Origin of the sequence: Paraburkholderia sediminicola (assembly GCF_046027825.1) — a bacterium.
Lineage (GTDB): Bacteria > Pseudomonadota > Gammaproteobacteria > Burkholderiales > Burkholderiaceae > Paraburkholderia > Paraburkholderia sediminicola_D.
The window spans coordinates 1-16,383 of sequence record NZ_JAQQDU010000026.1 but is presented as its reverse complement, the minus strand read 5'-3'; the positions used below and the strand labels follow the sequence as shown (position 1 = coordinate 16,383).

At 61.2% G+C, this 16,383-nt stretch carries 12 protein-coding genes and 1 pseudogene; 9 read left to right on the top strand and 4 right to left on the bottom strand.

The window, feature by feature from the left end; translation table 11 throughout:
• Positions 1–140: 140 nt before the first annotated feature.
• Entirely contained in the window at positions 141–1,619 is a 1,479-nt protein-coding gene (gene pdxR / locus PQQ96_RS16205) for a MocR-like pyridoxine biosynthesis transcription factor PdxR (protein WP_408293521.1), read from the bottom strand.
• A gap of 135 nt (positions 1,620–1,754) precedes the next feature.
• On the opposite strand from pdxR, the gene PQQ96_RS16200 reads away from it, so the two are divergent.
• The gene (locus tag PQQ96_RS16200) at positions 1,755–2,192 is read left to right on the top strand and encodes a carboxymuconolactone decarboxylase family protein (RefSeq protein ID WP_408293518.1); all 438 of its coding nucleotides are present in this window, start codon (positions 1,755–1,757) and stop codon (positions 2,190–2,192) included.
• A 269-nt stretch (positions 2,193–2,461) separates the two neighbouring features.
• On the opposite strand, the gene PQQ96_RS16195 is transcribed toward PQQ96_RS16200, so the two are convergent.
• Complete coding sequence (locus tag PQQ96_RS16195; RefSeq protein WP_408293694.1) at positions 2,462–4,003, bottom strand: peptide MFS transporter; 1,542 nt, start codon at positions 4,001–4,003, stop codon at positions 2,462–2,464.
• 1,026 nt (positions 4,004–5,029) lie between these two features.
• Here PQQ96_RS16195 and PQQ96_RS16190 point away from each other — a divergent pair.
• The 7 genes from PQQ96_RS16190 to PQQ96_RS16160 all read left to right on the top strand — a co-directional run bounded on the left by PQQ96_RS16190 (position 5,030) and on the right by PQQ96_RS16160 (position 13,060).
• Positions 5,030–5,602: a cupin domain-containing protein gene (locus tag PQQ96_RS16190; RefSeq protein WP_408293515.1), complete on the top strand. Its 573-nt coding sequence runs from the start codon at positions 5,030–5,032 to the stop codon at positions 5,600–5,602.
• A gap of 181 nt (positions 5,603–5,783) precedes the next feature.
• Complete coding sequence (locus PQQ96_RS16185) at positions 5,784–7,400, top strand: peptide ABC transporter substrate-binding protein (protein ID WP_408293513.1); 1,617 nt, start codon at positions 5,784–5,786, stop codon at positions 7,398–7,400.
• A gap of 14 nt (positions 7,401–7,414) precedes the next feature.
• Positions 7,415–8,353, top strand: a complete 939-nt coding sequence (locus tag PQQ96_RS16180; RefSeq protein ID WP_408293511.1) for an ABC transporter permease subunit — start codon at positions 7,415–7,417, stop codon at positions 8,351–8,353.
• 3 nt (positions 8,354–8,356) lie between these two features.
• Complete coding sequence (locus tag PQQ96_RS16175; RefSeq protein WP_408293508.1) at positions 8,357–9,271, top strand: ABC transporter permease; 915 nt, start codon at positions 8,357–8,359, stop codon at positions 9,269–9,271.
• A 1-nt stretch (position 9,272) separates the two neighbouring features.
• Positions 9,273–10,268, top strand: coding sequence for an ABC transporter ATP-binding protein (locus PQQ96_RS16170; RefSeq protein WP_408293506.1), 996 nt, complete (start codon positions 9,273–9,275; stop codon positions 10,266–10,268).
• The gene (locus PQQ96_RS16165) at positions 10,265–11,293 is read left to right on the top strand and encodes an ABC transporter ATP-binding protein (protein WP_408293503.1); all 1,029 of its coding nucleotides are present in this window, start codon (positions 10,265–10,267) and stop codon (positions 11,291–11,293) included. The genes PQQ96_RS16170 and PQQ96_RS16165 overlap by 4 nt, the downstream gene beginning before the upstream one ends.
• Before the next feature lie 177 nt (positions 11,294–11,470).
• Entirely contained in the window at positions 11,471–13,060 is a 1,590-nt protein-coding gene (locus PQQ96_RS16160) for an OprD family outer membrane porin (protein ID WP_408293501.1), read from the top strand.
• A gap of 656 nt (positions 13,061–13,716) precedes the next feature.
• On the opposite strand, the pseudogene PQQ96_RS16155 reads toward PQQ96_RS16160, so the two are convergent.
• Positions 13,717–14,226, bottom strand: a pseudogene (locus PQQ96_RS16155) (P-loop nucleotide/nucleoside kinase family protein).
• A gap of 201 nt (positions 14,227–14,427) precedes the next feature.
• Here PQQ96_RS16155 and PQQ96_RS16150 point away from each other — a divergent pair.
• Positions 14,428–14,820: a DUF6559 family protein gene (locus PQQ96_RS16150; RefSeq protein WP_408293498.1), complete on the top strand. Its 393-nt coding sequence runs from the start codon at positions 14,428–14,430 to the stop codon at positions 14,818–14,820.
• A 784-nt stretch (positions 14,821–15,604) separates the two neighbouring features.
• On the opposite strand, the gene PQQ96_RS16145 is transcribed toward PQQ96_RS16150, so the two are convergent.
• Positions 15,605–16,093, bottom strand: coding sequence for a DinB family protein (locus PQQ96_RS16145; protein WP_408293496.1), 489 nt, complete (start codon positions 16,091–16,093; stop codon positions 15,605–15,607).
• Positions 16,094–16,383 lie beyond the last annotated feature (290 nt).

Here is a 16,383-nt window from a genome sequence, read left to right as displayed (position 1 = left end):
TTTGTTGTGTTGTCGTGCCGGTCCATCCGGGCCGGCGTTGCATTACAAACAATTACAGAGGCGCAAGGGTACGGCTGCTTTGTGACACTGATTTGTATGGCGTTAGACAGGCTTAAGTAATATTCGCGCGCTTCAGGTCGTCACTGCGCGAGGCGCGGCAGAATATCGGCGAGCTTCGTGAGTGCCGCGTCGATATGTTCGACGGCGATGCTGCCGTAGCCAAACATCAAGCCGGGCTGCGGTTTGACGCGCTGATAAAACGGCGCGAGTCCATACAGACCGATCGATGCTTCTCGCGCGGCGCTCACCAGCCTCTCCTCGGTCAACGGCGCGTTCAGATGTGAGGCCATGTGAATGCCGGCGGTCGGCACGATCGGTTCGAACCACGGCGCGAGATTGCCCTGCAGATGCTTCAGCAGCATCGCGCGGCGCGCCGCATAGGTCTTGTGCATGCGCCGCAGATGCTTGGCGAAGTCGCCATTGAGCATGAAGGTCGCGAGCGCGGTTTGGGTGAGCGTGCAGCCGTGGCAGTCGGCGATCTGCCGGGCCTTGAGGAGCGGACCATGGAGCGAGGCTGGCGGCACCACATAGCCGACCCGTAGTTCCGGAAAAATCGTCTTCGAAAACGTGCCCACGTAGGCGACGAGACCGGCGCGGTCGAGACTTTTCAGCGGCTCCATCGGCCGGCCTTCGAAGCGGTACTCGCAGTCGTAATCGTCCTCGATGATCACGGCGCCGCGTTTTTGCGCCCATTCGAGCAGCTCGACGCGCCGCTCCAGACTCATCGGCATGCCGAGCGGGAACTGATGCGAGGGCGTCACGTAGACGAGCCGTGCCTTGTCCGGCAGCTTGCTCACGATCAGGCCTTCTGCGTCCACCGGCACCGGCACCACGCGGGCACCCGTGGCCGTGAAGCATGCCCGGGCCGGCGGATAGCCGGGGTCTTCGAGCGCCGCGATTTCGCCGGGCCGCAATGTGATGCGCGCGATCAGATCGAGCGCGTTCTGGGCGCCTTGCGTGACGATCACGTCGTCCCAGTTGCTCGCGACCGCCCGGTTGAACGCCAGGTAGCGCGAAATCGCGAGGCGCAATTCCTGCTCGCCGGCTGCGTCGCGATACGTGCCGGGACCGCGCGATTGCACACGCAATGCGTGGTTCACGCAGCGGCGCCAGACGTCGAAGGGGAACCGCGATTTGTCGGTCGCGCCGCCCATGAAATCGTGCGGCGAGGCCACCGTGGGCCGTGGCAACGGCAAGATCTCGGGCATCTGCTCCCACAGTGGCTGGGCGCGCGCCGCGGCTTTCGGCTTTGCCTTGGCCCGCTCGCGCGCCGACTCGGCGGCCAGTGCATGCGACGAGCGCTCCACCGGCAGACGCTCGAGGCCGTCGGCGACGAAGGTGCCCGAACCGGCGCGGGTGCTCAGATAGCCTTCAGAGAGCAACCGTTCGAACACATCAAGTGTCGTTTTGCGCGAAACGCCCAGTTGCGTGGCGAGATCGCGCGTGGATGGCAAGCGCGTGCCGCCGGCGAGGCGCCCTTCGAGAATGCCGGCACGCAACTGCCGGTAGATCTGTCCGGACAGATCGTGACGCCCTTCGACCGCGATATGGATTTCCATCCGAGTGGTTACCTAAAATATCCAGAAAATGGTTATTCCGAAAGACCAATGCCAACCGTAAGCTTACCGCCGTCGCCGCCATCGGAGCGGACACTTACCAGACATTTACCGGACATTCACGACAAGGAACAGCTCATGCAATCCCGTCTCGACTTCTACAAGGCCAGCCCGAGCGGCACCCGCGCGATGATCGCGCTCGAAGAAACCATCGGCAAAAGCACGATCGACAAGCAGTTGGCGGAACTGGTGCGAATTCGCGCGTCGCAGTTGAACGGCTGCGCGTTCTGCCTCGATATGCACGTGGCGGACGCCCGCAAGCACGGCGAAACCGAGCGGCGTCTGGCGACGGTGGCGGCGTGGCGCGAAGCACCGTTTTTCACCGAGCGCGAGCGCGCGGCGCTCGAATGGACCGAATCGGTCACGCTGGTCGCGCAAACGCGTGTACCGGATGCAGTGTGGGAAGCGGTGAAGCCGCACTTCTCAGAACAGGAGATCGCCGACCTGACCTTGTTGATCGTTGCGATCAACGGCTGGAACCGGATTGCGGTGTCGTTCCGGAAAATGCCGGAGTAAAGGCGCGGAGCAGGTACGCTGACGCGCGAGCAAGCGCGGCGCAGCGCAGCGCAGCGCAGCGCAGCGCATAAAACGCAAAATGGCGCGCCCCTGTCATACGGGGGCGCGCCATTTTTATTGTGTTGCGGAGCGTAGCAGACGCATGGTGTCGAACAGCCGGCGCGTACTTTCTTGCGGCCGGCCAGTGCTCCCGTGCGAACTGCGCTTACTTTCCTGCGGTACGCGCCGCGTGAGCAGCGTGTGGGCGCCGCTTTACACGTCGCAGCAGATTACTCCGCCACCGCGCCGCTCAATGCAGCAGTTTGCCGCGCGTTCTCACGCGCTTCGTCGCTGCAACGCTGATGTTCGCGCGAGAGCTTGCGCATCAGCGGCAACAGCAGCACGGCAACCAGCGCGCCCACGGCCGCGAGCCAGCCCAGGCCCGTAAACAGCTTGGTGTAGAGCGGCAGCGATTCGAGCGGATCCATATCGCCCGCCGGCATCTGCGCGAAGTTCGCTACCACGCTGCCCAGATACTGCGACACGCCGGTTGCGACAAAGTAAGCACCCATCATGAAGCCGCTCATCCGCGCCGGCACGTAGCGCGCGATCATCGCGAGACCGAGCCCGCTCACCAGCAATTCGCCGAGCGAATACAGGCCGTAGCCGCCCACCATGAACCACGACGACACGCGCCCGTTCACCGCGTAGTTGCCGCTCGCCGCATACACGAAGAAGCCGGCCGCCACCACCGCGAAGCCGAACGCGTACTTGACCGCCACCGGCACGTCCTTGCCGCTCTTCGAGAGCTTCGTATAGAGCAGCGCGAGCACCGGGCTCAGCAACATGATCCAGATCGGATTGAGCGCCTGGAACTGCGCGGCGCTCCACGTAAACCACGTCTGGCCGAACAGAATGAAACGCGGGTCGACGTTGCGCAGCGCGAACAGCGTGAGCGACGTCGACATCTGCACATAGAACACGAAAAACAGAATCACCTGCGCGGTCAGGATCAGCGCGGCAACGAGACCCGAGCGCTCCGCGCGTTCGCACTTCATCAGCATGTAGCCGAAAATCGCCAGAATCGCGACGCCCGCCGTGTACACGCAGGCCACGGCAATCGCCTTGTGTTGCAGCACGAACATCGTTACCGTGCCGAGCGCAATACCGCCCAGCGCGACCGCGCCGACGCGCTTCCAGCGAATCGGTTCGGCGTCCGGCGTGGAGCCGATATGCGCGAGCGTGCGGAACATGATGAAGTAGTTCAGCACCGACAGCAGCATGCCCGCGCAGCAGACCGCAAATGCCGTGTGCCAGCCCCAATGGTCCTTGATCCACGGCGTTGCGAGCATCGACGCTGTCGAGCCGATATTGACCGCCATGTAATAGATCGTGAATGCGCTGTCGATGCGCGCGTCGTCGCCTTCATAGATACGCCGCACGAGATTCGCGGCATTCGCCTTGAACAGCCCGTTGCCCACCACGATCACGCCGAGCGACGCGTACATGTAGCTCAATTGCTCGTTGGGCAGCGCCAGCATGAAATAACCGGCCGCCAGCACGCAGGCGCCGAAGATCATCGTGCGGCGCGCGCCGAGAATCTTGTCGCCGATCCAGCCGCCGATCGACGGCGATGCGTACACCAGCGCCGTGAACGCCCCCCACGTGAGGGTGGCGTGGCTGTCGGTGAAGTTCAGCTTGTCGATCATGAACAGGACCAGCAACGCGGCCATCCCGTAGTAACCAAAGCGCTCCCACATCTCGATCAGAAAGACCGTCGAGAACGAACGGGTCTGCGAGACCGGTGCGCCAGGGGGATTGGACGAATTCATCATGTACCTCGTGTTCTTACGGTTACGGCGGCGCGTGGGCTGGCCACGCGGCGCAAAAAACTGGATCTGGAAAAACGCTCAGCGGACCATGCGCGGCGCACGCATCGGCCTATGCCTGCGCATGGTCAATGGCGTGTTCATCTACACGTACATCTGGAAACTGAGTTGCGCGCTCATCTGCAAACCAGGTTGCAAACTGAGGCGCCAATACCAGCAGAAAAACCAGGGGATGGGATAGAGGCCCGCCACGCGATGCGCCCCGCAGGAAGCCCTCTGGAGGGACGCTGCGCTACATCGGGCTCGGGTTCCGGCAGGCGGAACAGGCTCAATGATAAAGCATCTCGGAAAACGGGGGTCCGGGGGCCGGCCTTCCGGCGGCCGGCGATTCGGGGGCCGGATGGCCGGCGTCCGACTACCCGGCGAGCGGCAGATGGCGGCCGGGCCAGGCGGCGGGCGCGAAGCCCGCAGCAGGAAAAATCAGCAGTGATAGTCATGTCCTCATGCCGGCCAGCGTTCGGATGGAACGTGCCGGACAATGCTCCGCCGCGCAGGATCGCTGCGCGCGGATTGAAAAACAGCGGCCAGCGTCGCGTGTGATACGAACACGTGCGCCCAACCGCCAAGCGGGCCCGATTCTGCAAATATAAGCACGGTTCGTCACTCAGGGAATTCACTGATACCACGCCAATTACCTGTTCTTACACGCCAGATCGCTTCGCCGTAAAGTCGCTTTTGATTGAAAATAGTCTTTGATGTCAGGCCTTTAACGTCCCCGACACTCAATCCGCATCAACACTGGCACCTTTATGCGCACTGCAGTCTTTACCGCATCCGCTTCGAGTTTCTCGTCGATTACCGGTCAAAACGGCGGGTGCGAATTTCGGTTCTGGCAACATAGAGCGTTGTCTCGAAAATGTGGTCCCTTGCACGACCGGACGCTGAACGGCCCGCCACCCCGGCCTGGACCGCAATCAAACCATATTTACTTATATCAAACAAATTTTGACGGGCTAATTTCCTCCTGCTATGGTCACGACAATTCAAAAGAACAACCCGGCACTCGAACTTGGGAGCAAGATCCGCGCGCTGCGCCAACGGCTTAAGCGCACGCTCGATGACACGGCAACAGCGGCGGGGATTTCCAAACCGTTTTTGTCGCAAGTCGAACGCGGTCTGGCATCACCGTCCATTACTTCGTTGGCCGGGATTGCCAACGCACTCGGGGTGACGGTGCAGTATTTCGTCGACACACCAAGCGAAGAACGCTCGATGTGCCGCGGCGATCAGTTGAAGTTTTTCGGTTTTGCGGACTCGGCCAATCTGTTTGCACGGTTGACCAATCTGACGGGCGGCCGTCAGCTCGAAGCGATCCTCGTGAGGATGCCGCCCGGGCAAAAACGCTCGGAAGTCACCACACATGCCGGTGAAGAGTTTATGTATGTGATCAGCGGCGAAGTGTCGTTGACGCTGGAAGGCAAGACGTTCGTACTGCACGCGGGAGACAGCGCGCATTACGAATCGACGGTGCCTCATAGCTGGGCGAATACCGCTCGTATCGAGACGGTGGTCGTCTGGGTGGGGACCCCGAGACTGTTTTAAAAAGCAGGCACCTTTTCCGGTTGATCCGACCAGGGTTTGCCTGCATTACCAAATGTAAGGAATCCTGCATGTCGCGTAACCCACACGAGCAACAAGGGCCGCCCCGGCCCGCGCAACGCGGATAACCGGGCGCCCTGGCGCCAGCGCGCTCTTCTTTCGACCTTTCCGGCGATCTCAACCGATGAAAAAACCGCTCGTCTACGCGACGGCGCTGACCGCGCTCGTCCTTACGTTTCAGCCCTCGGCCTTCGCCGTCAACGTACCCGCAGGTGTCACGCTCGCTGCCAGCCAGGAGATGACCCGCCAGGTGCCGGCCGAAACCGAATCGCTCGACCCCGCGCATATCGAGTCCTGGACCGGCGACACGATCTCGCTCGACATGTTCGAAGGCCTGACGCGCATCGACGCGGCCGGCGCGGTCGTGCCAGGCGTCGCGCAATCGTGGACGCGCACCGGGCCGGATACGTGGGTTTTCAAGCTGCGCCACGACGCGCGCTGGAGCAATGGCCAGCCGGTCACGGCCGCTGACTTCATCTATGCATGGCAACGCGTGCTCGATCCGAAGACAGGATCGAACTACACGGTGCTGGTCGAATTCGTGAAGAACGCCAAGGCGATTCTCTCCGGCAACGCGCCACTGACGAGCCTCGCCGCGCGCGCCATCGATCCGTACACGCTCGAAGTCACCACCGAAGTGCCCGCCGCCTTCTTCCCGCAACTGACCGCCATGCCGGCCATGGCACCGGTCAACCGCGCAACCGTTACCAAATTCGGCGGCGACTGGACCCGGCCGGGCAACTTCGTCGGTAACGGCCCGTATGTGCTGACCGACTGGCAGCCGGGCAATCGCCTCGTGGCAACCAAAAGCAGCACGTACTGGAATGCCAGCAAGGTCGTGATCACGAAAGTGACCTATCTGCCGATCGAAAACGACGAAACGGCGATGCGCATGTATCAGGCCGGCCAGTTCGACTACACGTACTCGATTCCGTCGGGCATCTACACGCAGGTCAGCAAGCAATTCGGCTCCGAGCTGAAAACCGGCCTGCAGATCGCCACTTACTACTACAGCCTGAACAACGAAGACCCCGCATTCAAGGACAAACGCGTGCGCCAGGCGCTGGCGATGGTGCTGGACCGCGACCTGCTGACCAAGCGTCTCACGGCCGACGGCGAGGTGCCGATGTACGGCCTGATCGCCAAGGGCACGGAAGGCGCGAACGTCTTCACGCCTGACTGGGCAAGCTGGCCGATGGCCAAACGCGTCGACTACGCGCGCAACCTGCTGAAAGCCGCGGGCTATTCGGACGCGAAGCCGCTGACGTTCACGCTCACCTACAACACCAACGACCTGCACAAGAAGGTCGCGCTGTTTGCCACGTCGGAATGGCGCACCAAGCTTGGCGTAACCGCGAAGCTCGAAAACGTCGAACAAAAGGTCCTCTTCAAGCAACGCCACGACGGCAAGGTGCAGGCCTCGCGCGACGGCTGGTTTGTCGACTACAACGACGCCAACTCGTTTTTCGATCTGATCCGCTGCAACAGCGTGCAGAACGACCAGCGCTACTGCAACCCGCAAGTCGACAAGCTGGTCGATGAAGGCAACCAGCAGCTCGACGACGCGAAGCGCACCGCCTTGCTCACGCAGGCGCACGATCTGGCGATGAACGACTACCCGCTGGTACCGCTCTTCCAGTACTCGGCGGACCGGCTGGTCAAGTCGTATGTGGGCGGCTACACGTCGACCAATTACGTCGACCAGCGCGCCACGCAAGACATGTATCTGATCAAGCACTAAGCGGGAGCACCGTCATGCTGGCCTATGCGCTGCGCCGCACGCTCTGGGCGATCCCGACGATTCTCGCCGTGATCACCGCGTGCTATCTGCTGCTGCACCTCACCCCCGGCGGGCCGTTCGACACGGAGAAACACCTGTCGGCGGCCGTGCTCGCGAACCTTAACGCCAAGTATCACCTCGACGAACCGCTGTGGCTGCAGTGCCTCCACTACCTCGGCTCGCTGCTGCACGGCGACCTCGGTCCGTCGTTCCGCTATGCCGACTGGTCGGTCAACGATCTGGTGTGGAAAGCATTGCCGGTGAGTCTTGGCGTAGGCGGCGTATCGGTGCCGATCGCGGTCGTGATCGGCGTCACACTCGGCACGCTGGCCGCCGTGCGGCGCGATCGTTTCATCGATCACCTGGTCATGGTGCTCGGCAATATCGGTAACGTGGTGCCGCCGTTCGTGCTGGGTCCGGTGCTGGTGTGGATCTTCGCGATCCTGCTGAAGACTTCCGAAGGACAAGGCTGGCTGCCGGCCGGCGGCTGGGGCGAAGGCGAGTGGCGCTATCGCGTGCTGCCGATCGTGCTGCTCGTCATCATCAACGTCGCCGGGATCGCGCGCGTGATGCGCGGCAGCATGATCGAAGTGCTGTCGGGTAACTTCATCCGCACGGCACGCGCCAAGGGGCTGCCGGGCCGCACGATCGTCTTGCGCCATGCGATGAAGCCCGCGCTGATGCCGGTGGTGTCGCTGCTCGGCTCGATTTGCATTTCGTCGATCACCGCCGCCGTGGTCACCGAATCGGTGTTCGCGCTGCCCGGTCTAGGCCAACTGGTCGTCAACGGGGCGATCAACCGCGACTACACCCTCGTGCTGGGCCTCGTCGTGCTGACCACCGCGGTCGCCGTCCTGTTCAATCTGCTGGTCGATCTGGCGTATGCCTGGCTCGATCCGCGCATCCGGTACTGATCCATGCCCCGCTCAATTCAATCGACCGTCGCGGCGCTCGATCCGCTCGCGGCCATTGCGAAGGCGCCGCGTTCGCGCGGACCGCTCGCCACCGCCGCGCTGCGCTTCGTGCGCAATCGCGCGGCGTTTTCCGGCTTCGTCGTCTTGCTGCTGATCGTGATTGCGTGCGTGGCCGGTCCGTGGTTCCTGCCGAACAATCCGATCGATAGCGACTGGAGCGCCATCAGCCTGGCGCCGACGCTGCAAAACATGCACTGGTTCGGCACCGACGAACTCGGCCGCGATCTGCTCGCACGCACGCTGCAAGGCGGACGCGTGTCGCTGGAAGTGGGTCTGCTCGGCACGCTCGTGTCGGGGCTGATCGGTGTGGCGTACGGCACCACCGCCGGCTACCTGGGCGGACGCGTCGATGCGGTGATGATGCGCATCGTCGACATGATGTACGCGATCCCCTACATGCTGATCGCCATCCTGATGATGACGATGTTCGGCCGGGCGTTCTATCTGGTCGTGCTGACGATCAGCGCATTCTCGTGGCTCGACATGGCGCGCGTGGTACGCGGCCAGACGCTGTCGCTGCGTTCGCGTGAGTTCATCGACGCCGCCCGCGCCATCGGCGTGAGCTCACGTTCGATCATCGCGCGCCACATCGTGCCGAATCTGCTCGGTGTGGTGGTGGTGTATGCCAGCGTGACGGTGCCCAACATCGTACTGACGGAATCGGTGCTGTCGTTCCTCGGCCTCGGCGTGCAGGAACCGATGACGAGCTGGGGCGTGCTGATTCAGGACGGCGCGCAGAAGCTCGAATCGATGCCGTGGCTGCTGCTGTGCCCGGCGGTGATGCTGTGCGTCACCCTGTATTGCGTGAATTTCGTCGGCGACGGCCTGCGCGACGCATTCGATCCGAAGGACCGCTGACATGCCGCTACTCGAAGTCAAAGACCTGAGCGTGCGTTTCACGCGCCGCGAAGGCGCACCCGTCGACGCCGTGCAACGCGTGTCGTTTTCGCTCGAAGCGGGCCGCACGCTCGGCATTGTCGGCGAATCGGGCTCGGGCAAAAGCCAGACGGTGATGGCGCTGCTGGGCCTGCTGGCCGGCAACGGCAAGGTCTCAGGCGCCGCGACCTACCGCGGCGAGAACCTGCTGACGATGAACGAAGCCGAGCTGAACAGGATTCGCGGCGACCGCATCGGCATGATCTTCCAGGACCCGATGACCTCGCTCAACCCATTCCTGACGATCGAACGGCAGATGACGGAGACGCTGCAACTGCATCGCAAGATGTCGCGCCGCGAAGCGCGCCGCCGCGCCATCGAAACACTGGAAACGGTGCGTATTCCCGACGCCGCGCGGCGCATCAACATGTATCCGCACGAGTTCTCCGGCGGCATGCGGCAACGCGTGATGATCGCGATGGCCCTGCTCTCCGAGCCGGAAATCCTGATCGCCGACGAGCCGACCACCGCGCTCGACGTGACCGTACAGGCACAAATCATCGAGTTGCTACGCGAACTGAACCACGAACGCGGCACCGCGATCATTCTGATCACGCACGACATGGGCGTGGTGGCCGGCTTGTGCGACGACGTGATGGTGATGTATGCCGGTCAAACCGTCGAGCAGGCAAACGCCGCCACGTTGTTCGCCGCGCCGACGCATCCGTACACGATCGGCCTGCTGAATGCGCTGCCGCGCCTGACCGACGACGATGATCGTCCGCTGCAAACCATCCCCGGCAATCCGCCGTTGCCTGGCGAAGTCGGCGAAGGTTGCGCATTCGCGCCGCGCTGCGTGTATTGCAGCGATCGATGCCGCGAGTCGCGGCCGGTGCTCACGGCGTCACCTACGGCCGCTGATGCGTTGCGTGCTTGCCATCGGCCGGTGCGGGAAATCATGGAGGTACAACACGCATGAAGTCCACTTCCATTGCAAGCCAAGGCCAAAGTCCGGCAACGCTGTTGTCCGTCGACAATCTCAAGGTTCAATTCGGCGTGCCGCGCGGTGGCTTTCCGTGGTCTGGTAAAGCGACACTGCGCGCGGTGGACGGCGTGTCGTTCAGCGTGCGGCGCGGCGAAACCGTGGGGCTTGTCGGCGAATCGGGTTGCGGCAAGTCCACCTTGGCGCGCGCAATCATTGGGCTTGCGCCCGTGGCGAGCGGCAGCGTGCGCTGGCTCGACAACGAAACCGTGCTGACGGGCGCCCACCGCGATACCTCGCGTTTGCGTCGCGACGTGCAGATGATTTTCCAGGACCCACTGGCCTCGCTCGATCCGCGCATGACGATCGAACAGATCGTCGCCGAACCCTTGCTCACGCATGGCCAGGACATTGCCCGCGCCGACGTGCAGCGGCGCGTTCTGACGATGCTCGAACGCGTCGGCCTCAATGCCCAGCATCTGCGCCGCTATCCGCATGAGTTCTCCGGTGGCCAGTGTCAGCGCGTCGGCATTGCACGCGCGTTGATCGGCGAACCGCAACTGGTGATCTGCGATGAACCGGTGTCGGCGCTCGACGTCTCGATCCAGGCGCAAATCGTCAACCTGTTGCGCGATCTGCAGCGCGAGTTGTCGCTGTCGCTGCTGTTCGTCGCGCACGACCTCGCGGTCGTTAAGGCAATTAGCCACCGCGTGCTGGTGATGTATCTGGGACGTGTGATGGAGTTCGGCGACAAGCGCGACGTGTATGGCACGCCGCGTCATCCCTATACGCGTGCGTTGCTGTCGGCGGTGCCGGTGCCCGATCCGGTGGTTGAACGTGCGCGCCGTCATCTGCTGTTGCGCGGCGAGATTGCCTCGCCGCTCAGCCCGCCCTCCGGTTGCGCATTTCGCACGCGCTGCCCGGATGCGATCGAGGCCTGCGCCAGTGAGATTCCACAGCCTGTCACGCATGGCGCGAGCGCCACACGCGTAGCGTGCATTCGCGTAAGCGAGGCCTCATAGCACGTCCCCTTGGGACGTCGCTAAAGAGAACAGTCTGGCAATTTAGAACTGTATTCCCCGGCGCGGCGGGCCGTCGCGCCGTTGAATTCGTTCGCCCTGCCATCAGCGGGACGAACGATAAGCATGGACTGGCTAACCGCCGGCCAAAGACTTACCAAAATAACAGAGACGTACTACATGAAAGATAGCCGAACAAAAAACCGGTCAAAAAAAAATAGCACCGCCACCTTCTTCTACTGCGCATTCACCCTGCCCGCGCTGACCATCGGTGCGAGTGCCTATGCCGATGACTTCGTGTTGGAGTCCACCTCCGATACGACAAAAACTCAAACACTCGCGCAAACGTTTTCTTCTCCTACACAACGATCGCAAGCTTCGTCCGCCTCGCAAACTGCGCAATCCAACGCAGCCGGCAAGCGCAGAGCGGACCAGGGCGGTCAGGTGCGTAACGATCAGCCCGACACCACCAATGCCGTCGTCAACGCGGAAGCTGACCAGACGGTCACGCCGTCCACCCCGCAGTCGAGCCAGGCGGCGAGCAAGGGTTTTATCGCCGATAGCCATCTCAACCTGCAGTTCCGCAACTACTCTGACTACTTCCAGGCGCCCACCTCGATCTATCGTCACGCCTGGATTCAGGGCGCGCAAGCCAACTACGAATCAGGCTTCACGCAAGGCCTGGTCGGCTTCGGCGTGGATGCGTCACTGTTCGCCGCACTCAAGCTTGACGGCGGCAATGGCGCCGGCAACATGGTGCACGTCGGCAAGGACGGCGGCGGCTCGCGACAACTCGCCTGGGCTTACCCGGGCATGGTTGACATCAAGGGCCGTATTTCGGAAACGGTCGTGAAGTACGGTCTGCAAACCGTCACCAACCCGTTCATCGAACCGCACGACAACCGCGCACTGCCACCGACTTTCCTCGGCGTCTCGATGGTGAGCAACGATCTGGCGCATACGACGCTGGAGGCCGGCAGTTTCACCAAGGTCGACGCACGCGGTCACACGAACCTGACCAACCTGACCACCTCGTATGGCGGCACGCGTATCGACCGACTGACCTACGTCGGCGGCACGTGGCACTACGCGAAGAACGGCGAAATGGCGCTGTATGTCGACCAGGCGGACGACGTCTGGCGTCAGTACTACGGCTCAGTAGCGCAGTCGTTCGGCGCCCCGACCACCATCAAGTGGAGCGGCCTCGCGAATATCTACTCGACGCATGACACCGGCGCATCGCGCCAGGGGCATATCAACAGCAACGCGTACAGCCTGTCGGTCTCCGCGCAGCACGGCCCGCATGCGCTGCTGCTCGGCTACCAGCAGGTGCTCGGCGACCAGTTCTTCGACTACGTCAACGAGACCAACGGTATCTACCTGAGCAACTCGATGGACGTCGACTACAACGCGCCGCATGAGCAGTCGCTGCAACTGCGCTACACGTTCGACGGCAAATACGCCGGCGTGCCGGGGCTCAAGGCGATGTTGTGGGACGAGTACGGCTGGGGCGCGGATGCGTCGGCGGGTGCCGCGGACAATGCTTCGGCGTCTGCGCCGCTGCACAACCTGTACTGGAAGAACGGTGAACCAGTGCATGGCGACCATCACGAGTTCGGTTTCATTCCGAGCTATACGCTGCAAAGCGGCCGCTTCAAGGACACTAAGGTCACGTTCATCGCGATGTGGCACAACGCCTCGCGCTATTACTCCGACGGCAACAACATGGAGTATCGGCTGGTGGCGAACGTGCCGGTGAAGGTGTTCTAAGCCGGATCAGGTTCCTGGCTTTGTGCATGGGCGCATAAGAAGCGTTCAATTTTGCGTGCAGGTGTGCCGGCGGCACACCTGCACGCGAGTGTGGTCGGGGCGTGAGAAATCGGTAGAAAACCCTAGCCTCGGAATGCCGGGAATTGCTTGATATACGGTCTGGCGCCAACAACACAGCAACCTGGTAAGATTCCTGTTCTCAACTTGCTATCGATCACATGACGAACGACCAGCACATCTGGGTCGCCACACACCCATTACCCCTGAGCTTTTGCGCGGTGCCCTCGAAGTCGAACAAACCGACCGAGGGGTGATGCCGCATCGCCTGCCCGCCCGGGCTCGCGCGCAGTGCGCGGATCCTCAGTTGGCGATGGCCGTGTCGCAGCCCTCGGCAACGTGGAGCTCGTTAATCTCGGCTTCGGGGGTAGCGCTTTACTCGACCCCTTCACTGCTCGAGCCATGCGAGACACCCGCGCTGACTGGACCTCTACGGTCAACGGGATTTCGCCGATCTGCCGCTGCCCGATCAACTCCATCCGGATGGGCCCGCGCATCGTCGCATTGGAGAACGGTTCGCGAAGCTCGCGTTCGGCCGCTGCGGCCTCTTCTGCGTCGAGTGTTCAACACCATAACTGTTCGAAACGGTTCTGCGGACGTCACGAGGCCAGAATGTGAGAGTTAAACACAGTAGCCGATGCTAGTTCGAGTTTCGTAGGAGCTTCGAATTCTGCTTCCATAAAATCAAACATGGCAGGCGAAACCTCAAATGAAAACGTCTCGCCCTTTTCGGCGTTCCTTGCCATAACCCGACTGCGGCGTATGTCATGTGGTGCGGTGACGTAGTGAAGCTTGCTCGAAATGCCAGCGTCTCTGGCTTGTTCAGCAAACACCGAGCGATTTCTCGCTTTCATGAAACCGAGATCCAAAACGACGCTTCCCCCATTTTTCGCGATTTGCTCAGCGGTTCGCCAGATTTGACGCTCTCAGCGCTGTACCCGCTCCATGATCCAGCCTAAATTAATCGGGTCTGGAAGGTCCGGACCGTATAACTGGGCCATCCACTCGTCAATCGAGAAACGGGTGCCCTCGGATGCTGTCGCGAGCGTACGCGCGTAAGAGGACTTACCCGCGCCTTGCGGACCAAAAACAATGTGTATCTCTGCCATGAACCTGCCTTGCCCTTGTTGGTCGCCAAGATGGCGTATGGCACGTTACGCCATGAGGTGCAGCAGTCGACCCGGTTCGACGGCAAACGGTCGATTGAAACACCCGTAACCAGCCGTCCAAAGAAACAATCTACAGTTGTATCGAGCGAGTCGTGAAGTGCGCTATTCTTTATCTGCCTCTCGATAACCGTGGGTGGTGAAATGCTGACCCGTTTTCTTCGTCGCCGAGCAATCAGGAGCTATCTACGCCAGCTCTTGTATCTTCTAAGAAGTGACCACGGGATTGAAACGGGCGAGTCCTACACCGCCGGCCAGATCGTCGATACTTTGACGCGGCATGGCTTAAGCGTTCGCTTCGAGTACTACGCGATTGCGATGTTTGTTAGCGAGGAAGCCTACGAGGCTGCCCGTCAGCAACGAGGATGGGCCGGTGACTACAACAGTTTGCGCAAAGAGATCGCTTCGATGATCGCTGCAAACAGAGCACAAGTACACCCAACGGCGGCATTCTCGACTTACACAGGAAGTAATGGGACATCAGCGCATGAATGCCAAGGGCACCATGGTCATGATTGTGGTCACGGCGGAGGTTAGTCAACAATAACGCGCGCTTCCCGATGCGAAACGATATGTTGAGACCCGACCGGAACCTTCGTTTGCATCCGAATGCGGTCGTTCGGTTATCTTGCAGTCCTTGCGAACCAACCCTCTGAGAGCAGCTGTCGTGGCCCTCATGAACACGCTGCCATTTGGTGCGACAGCAACCAACGGGGCAAACGGAATTTGCGAAAGATCCCGCAAACATCCGCCAAGCATCGACGCGCCCGCGCTATCAATTCGACGGTTTGGCAACGAGCGTCTTCAGCGCGCACCTCCCGCAGAAGGGTAGTCCGGATCGTTGACAACTGACGTGTCAACGCCCTGCCACTTGAAGTAGTAGAAACCTATGACAATGCATATCACGCAGACCGTCAATGCTGTTCCGATTACTGCTTTAGTCCGACGATCCATGAACGAACTCCATAGTTAGCCGATCGCATTTAACGTCGCATTGTCGCCGAGGTCGGAGCAATTATCTACCGGCTGCTTTTCGCCGAACGCGTATCCATGCGCATTGGATAAGGCTGTGCGGGAAGTCAGCCCGCGTCAGGCACAAGTCGACCCTCAAGGGACCATCGGCTCGAACGTAAGCAGACGTTCGTGAATCAACCGCAGCAGTGCTTCGCCGACATCAAGGAAGCTTGAACGGCAACAAGTTTCTAAAAGACGACCACTTGAATACGGGTGTCAATCGATCGACCTATTGCCTGGTGCTCGATGCAGGCTCAACGCGCCGGTTGGTCAGGACGGCGCCTGCAAACTGGCGAAAAATCCCAGGCTAATCGAATTCCTGTGGAACGTCACGCAGGAACACCGGAAGATCGGTTGCCAATGGCGTGACCCCCGCCTGGTACATCATGTCGCCGACAAACCCGCGGTGATAGGTGCCGTGATTCACGACGTGCAGAATCATTTCGTTGCATGTCATGACGCCCTCGCCACCGCCGATAAAATTGAAGTGAATTGATCGATCGAGATCTTCGGGCGACATCCCGTTAGCGAAGCCGACGTACCACTCGTCGAGCGCCCGGACCACATCCCACAGTTCATCCAGGGGCGGGTGATCAGATGTATTGCGGGCTGTATAGCCATGCTTGCGTCCTTGAATGTGCGCCTGAAACACGGAGTCTATGACGTAGACGTGATTGAGCGTGTGTACCATGTTTCCGAAGCGCGTCGTCCGTTGCCGGACAGCCTCTTCGTACGGCAGACCCATCACCATCGAGAAGACAAGTTCATTGGCCCAAGCTTTGTAGCGGGTCAACATTCGGATAGTCTTTGTAGCGGTCATGGTTCCCTTCTATGGCACGAATCGAATGGCAAGCCTGCAAGCGACCGGTTGACCGCTCACAGGTCTTGTGCATCTGGATTATTTAACTCGACGATGGTCGTTATCTGGCCTTCGTCCGCCGATTGTCGATGATCCAGGTGACTGTGTCGAACGTCTCAAACTGGCCGGCAGAGGTCCGAAGGCCTCATTGTGAAGAAAACATTGCGTTGAGTTTCGGCCAACATCAATACCGAGGAAAGGCTGCAGCGGTCCGAACAGCTCTTTAG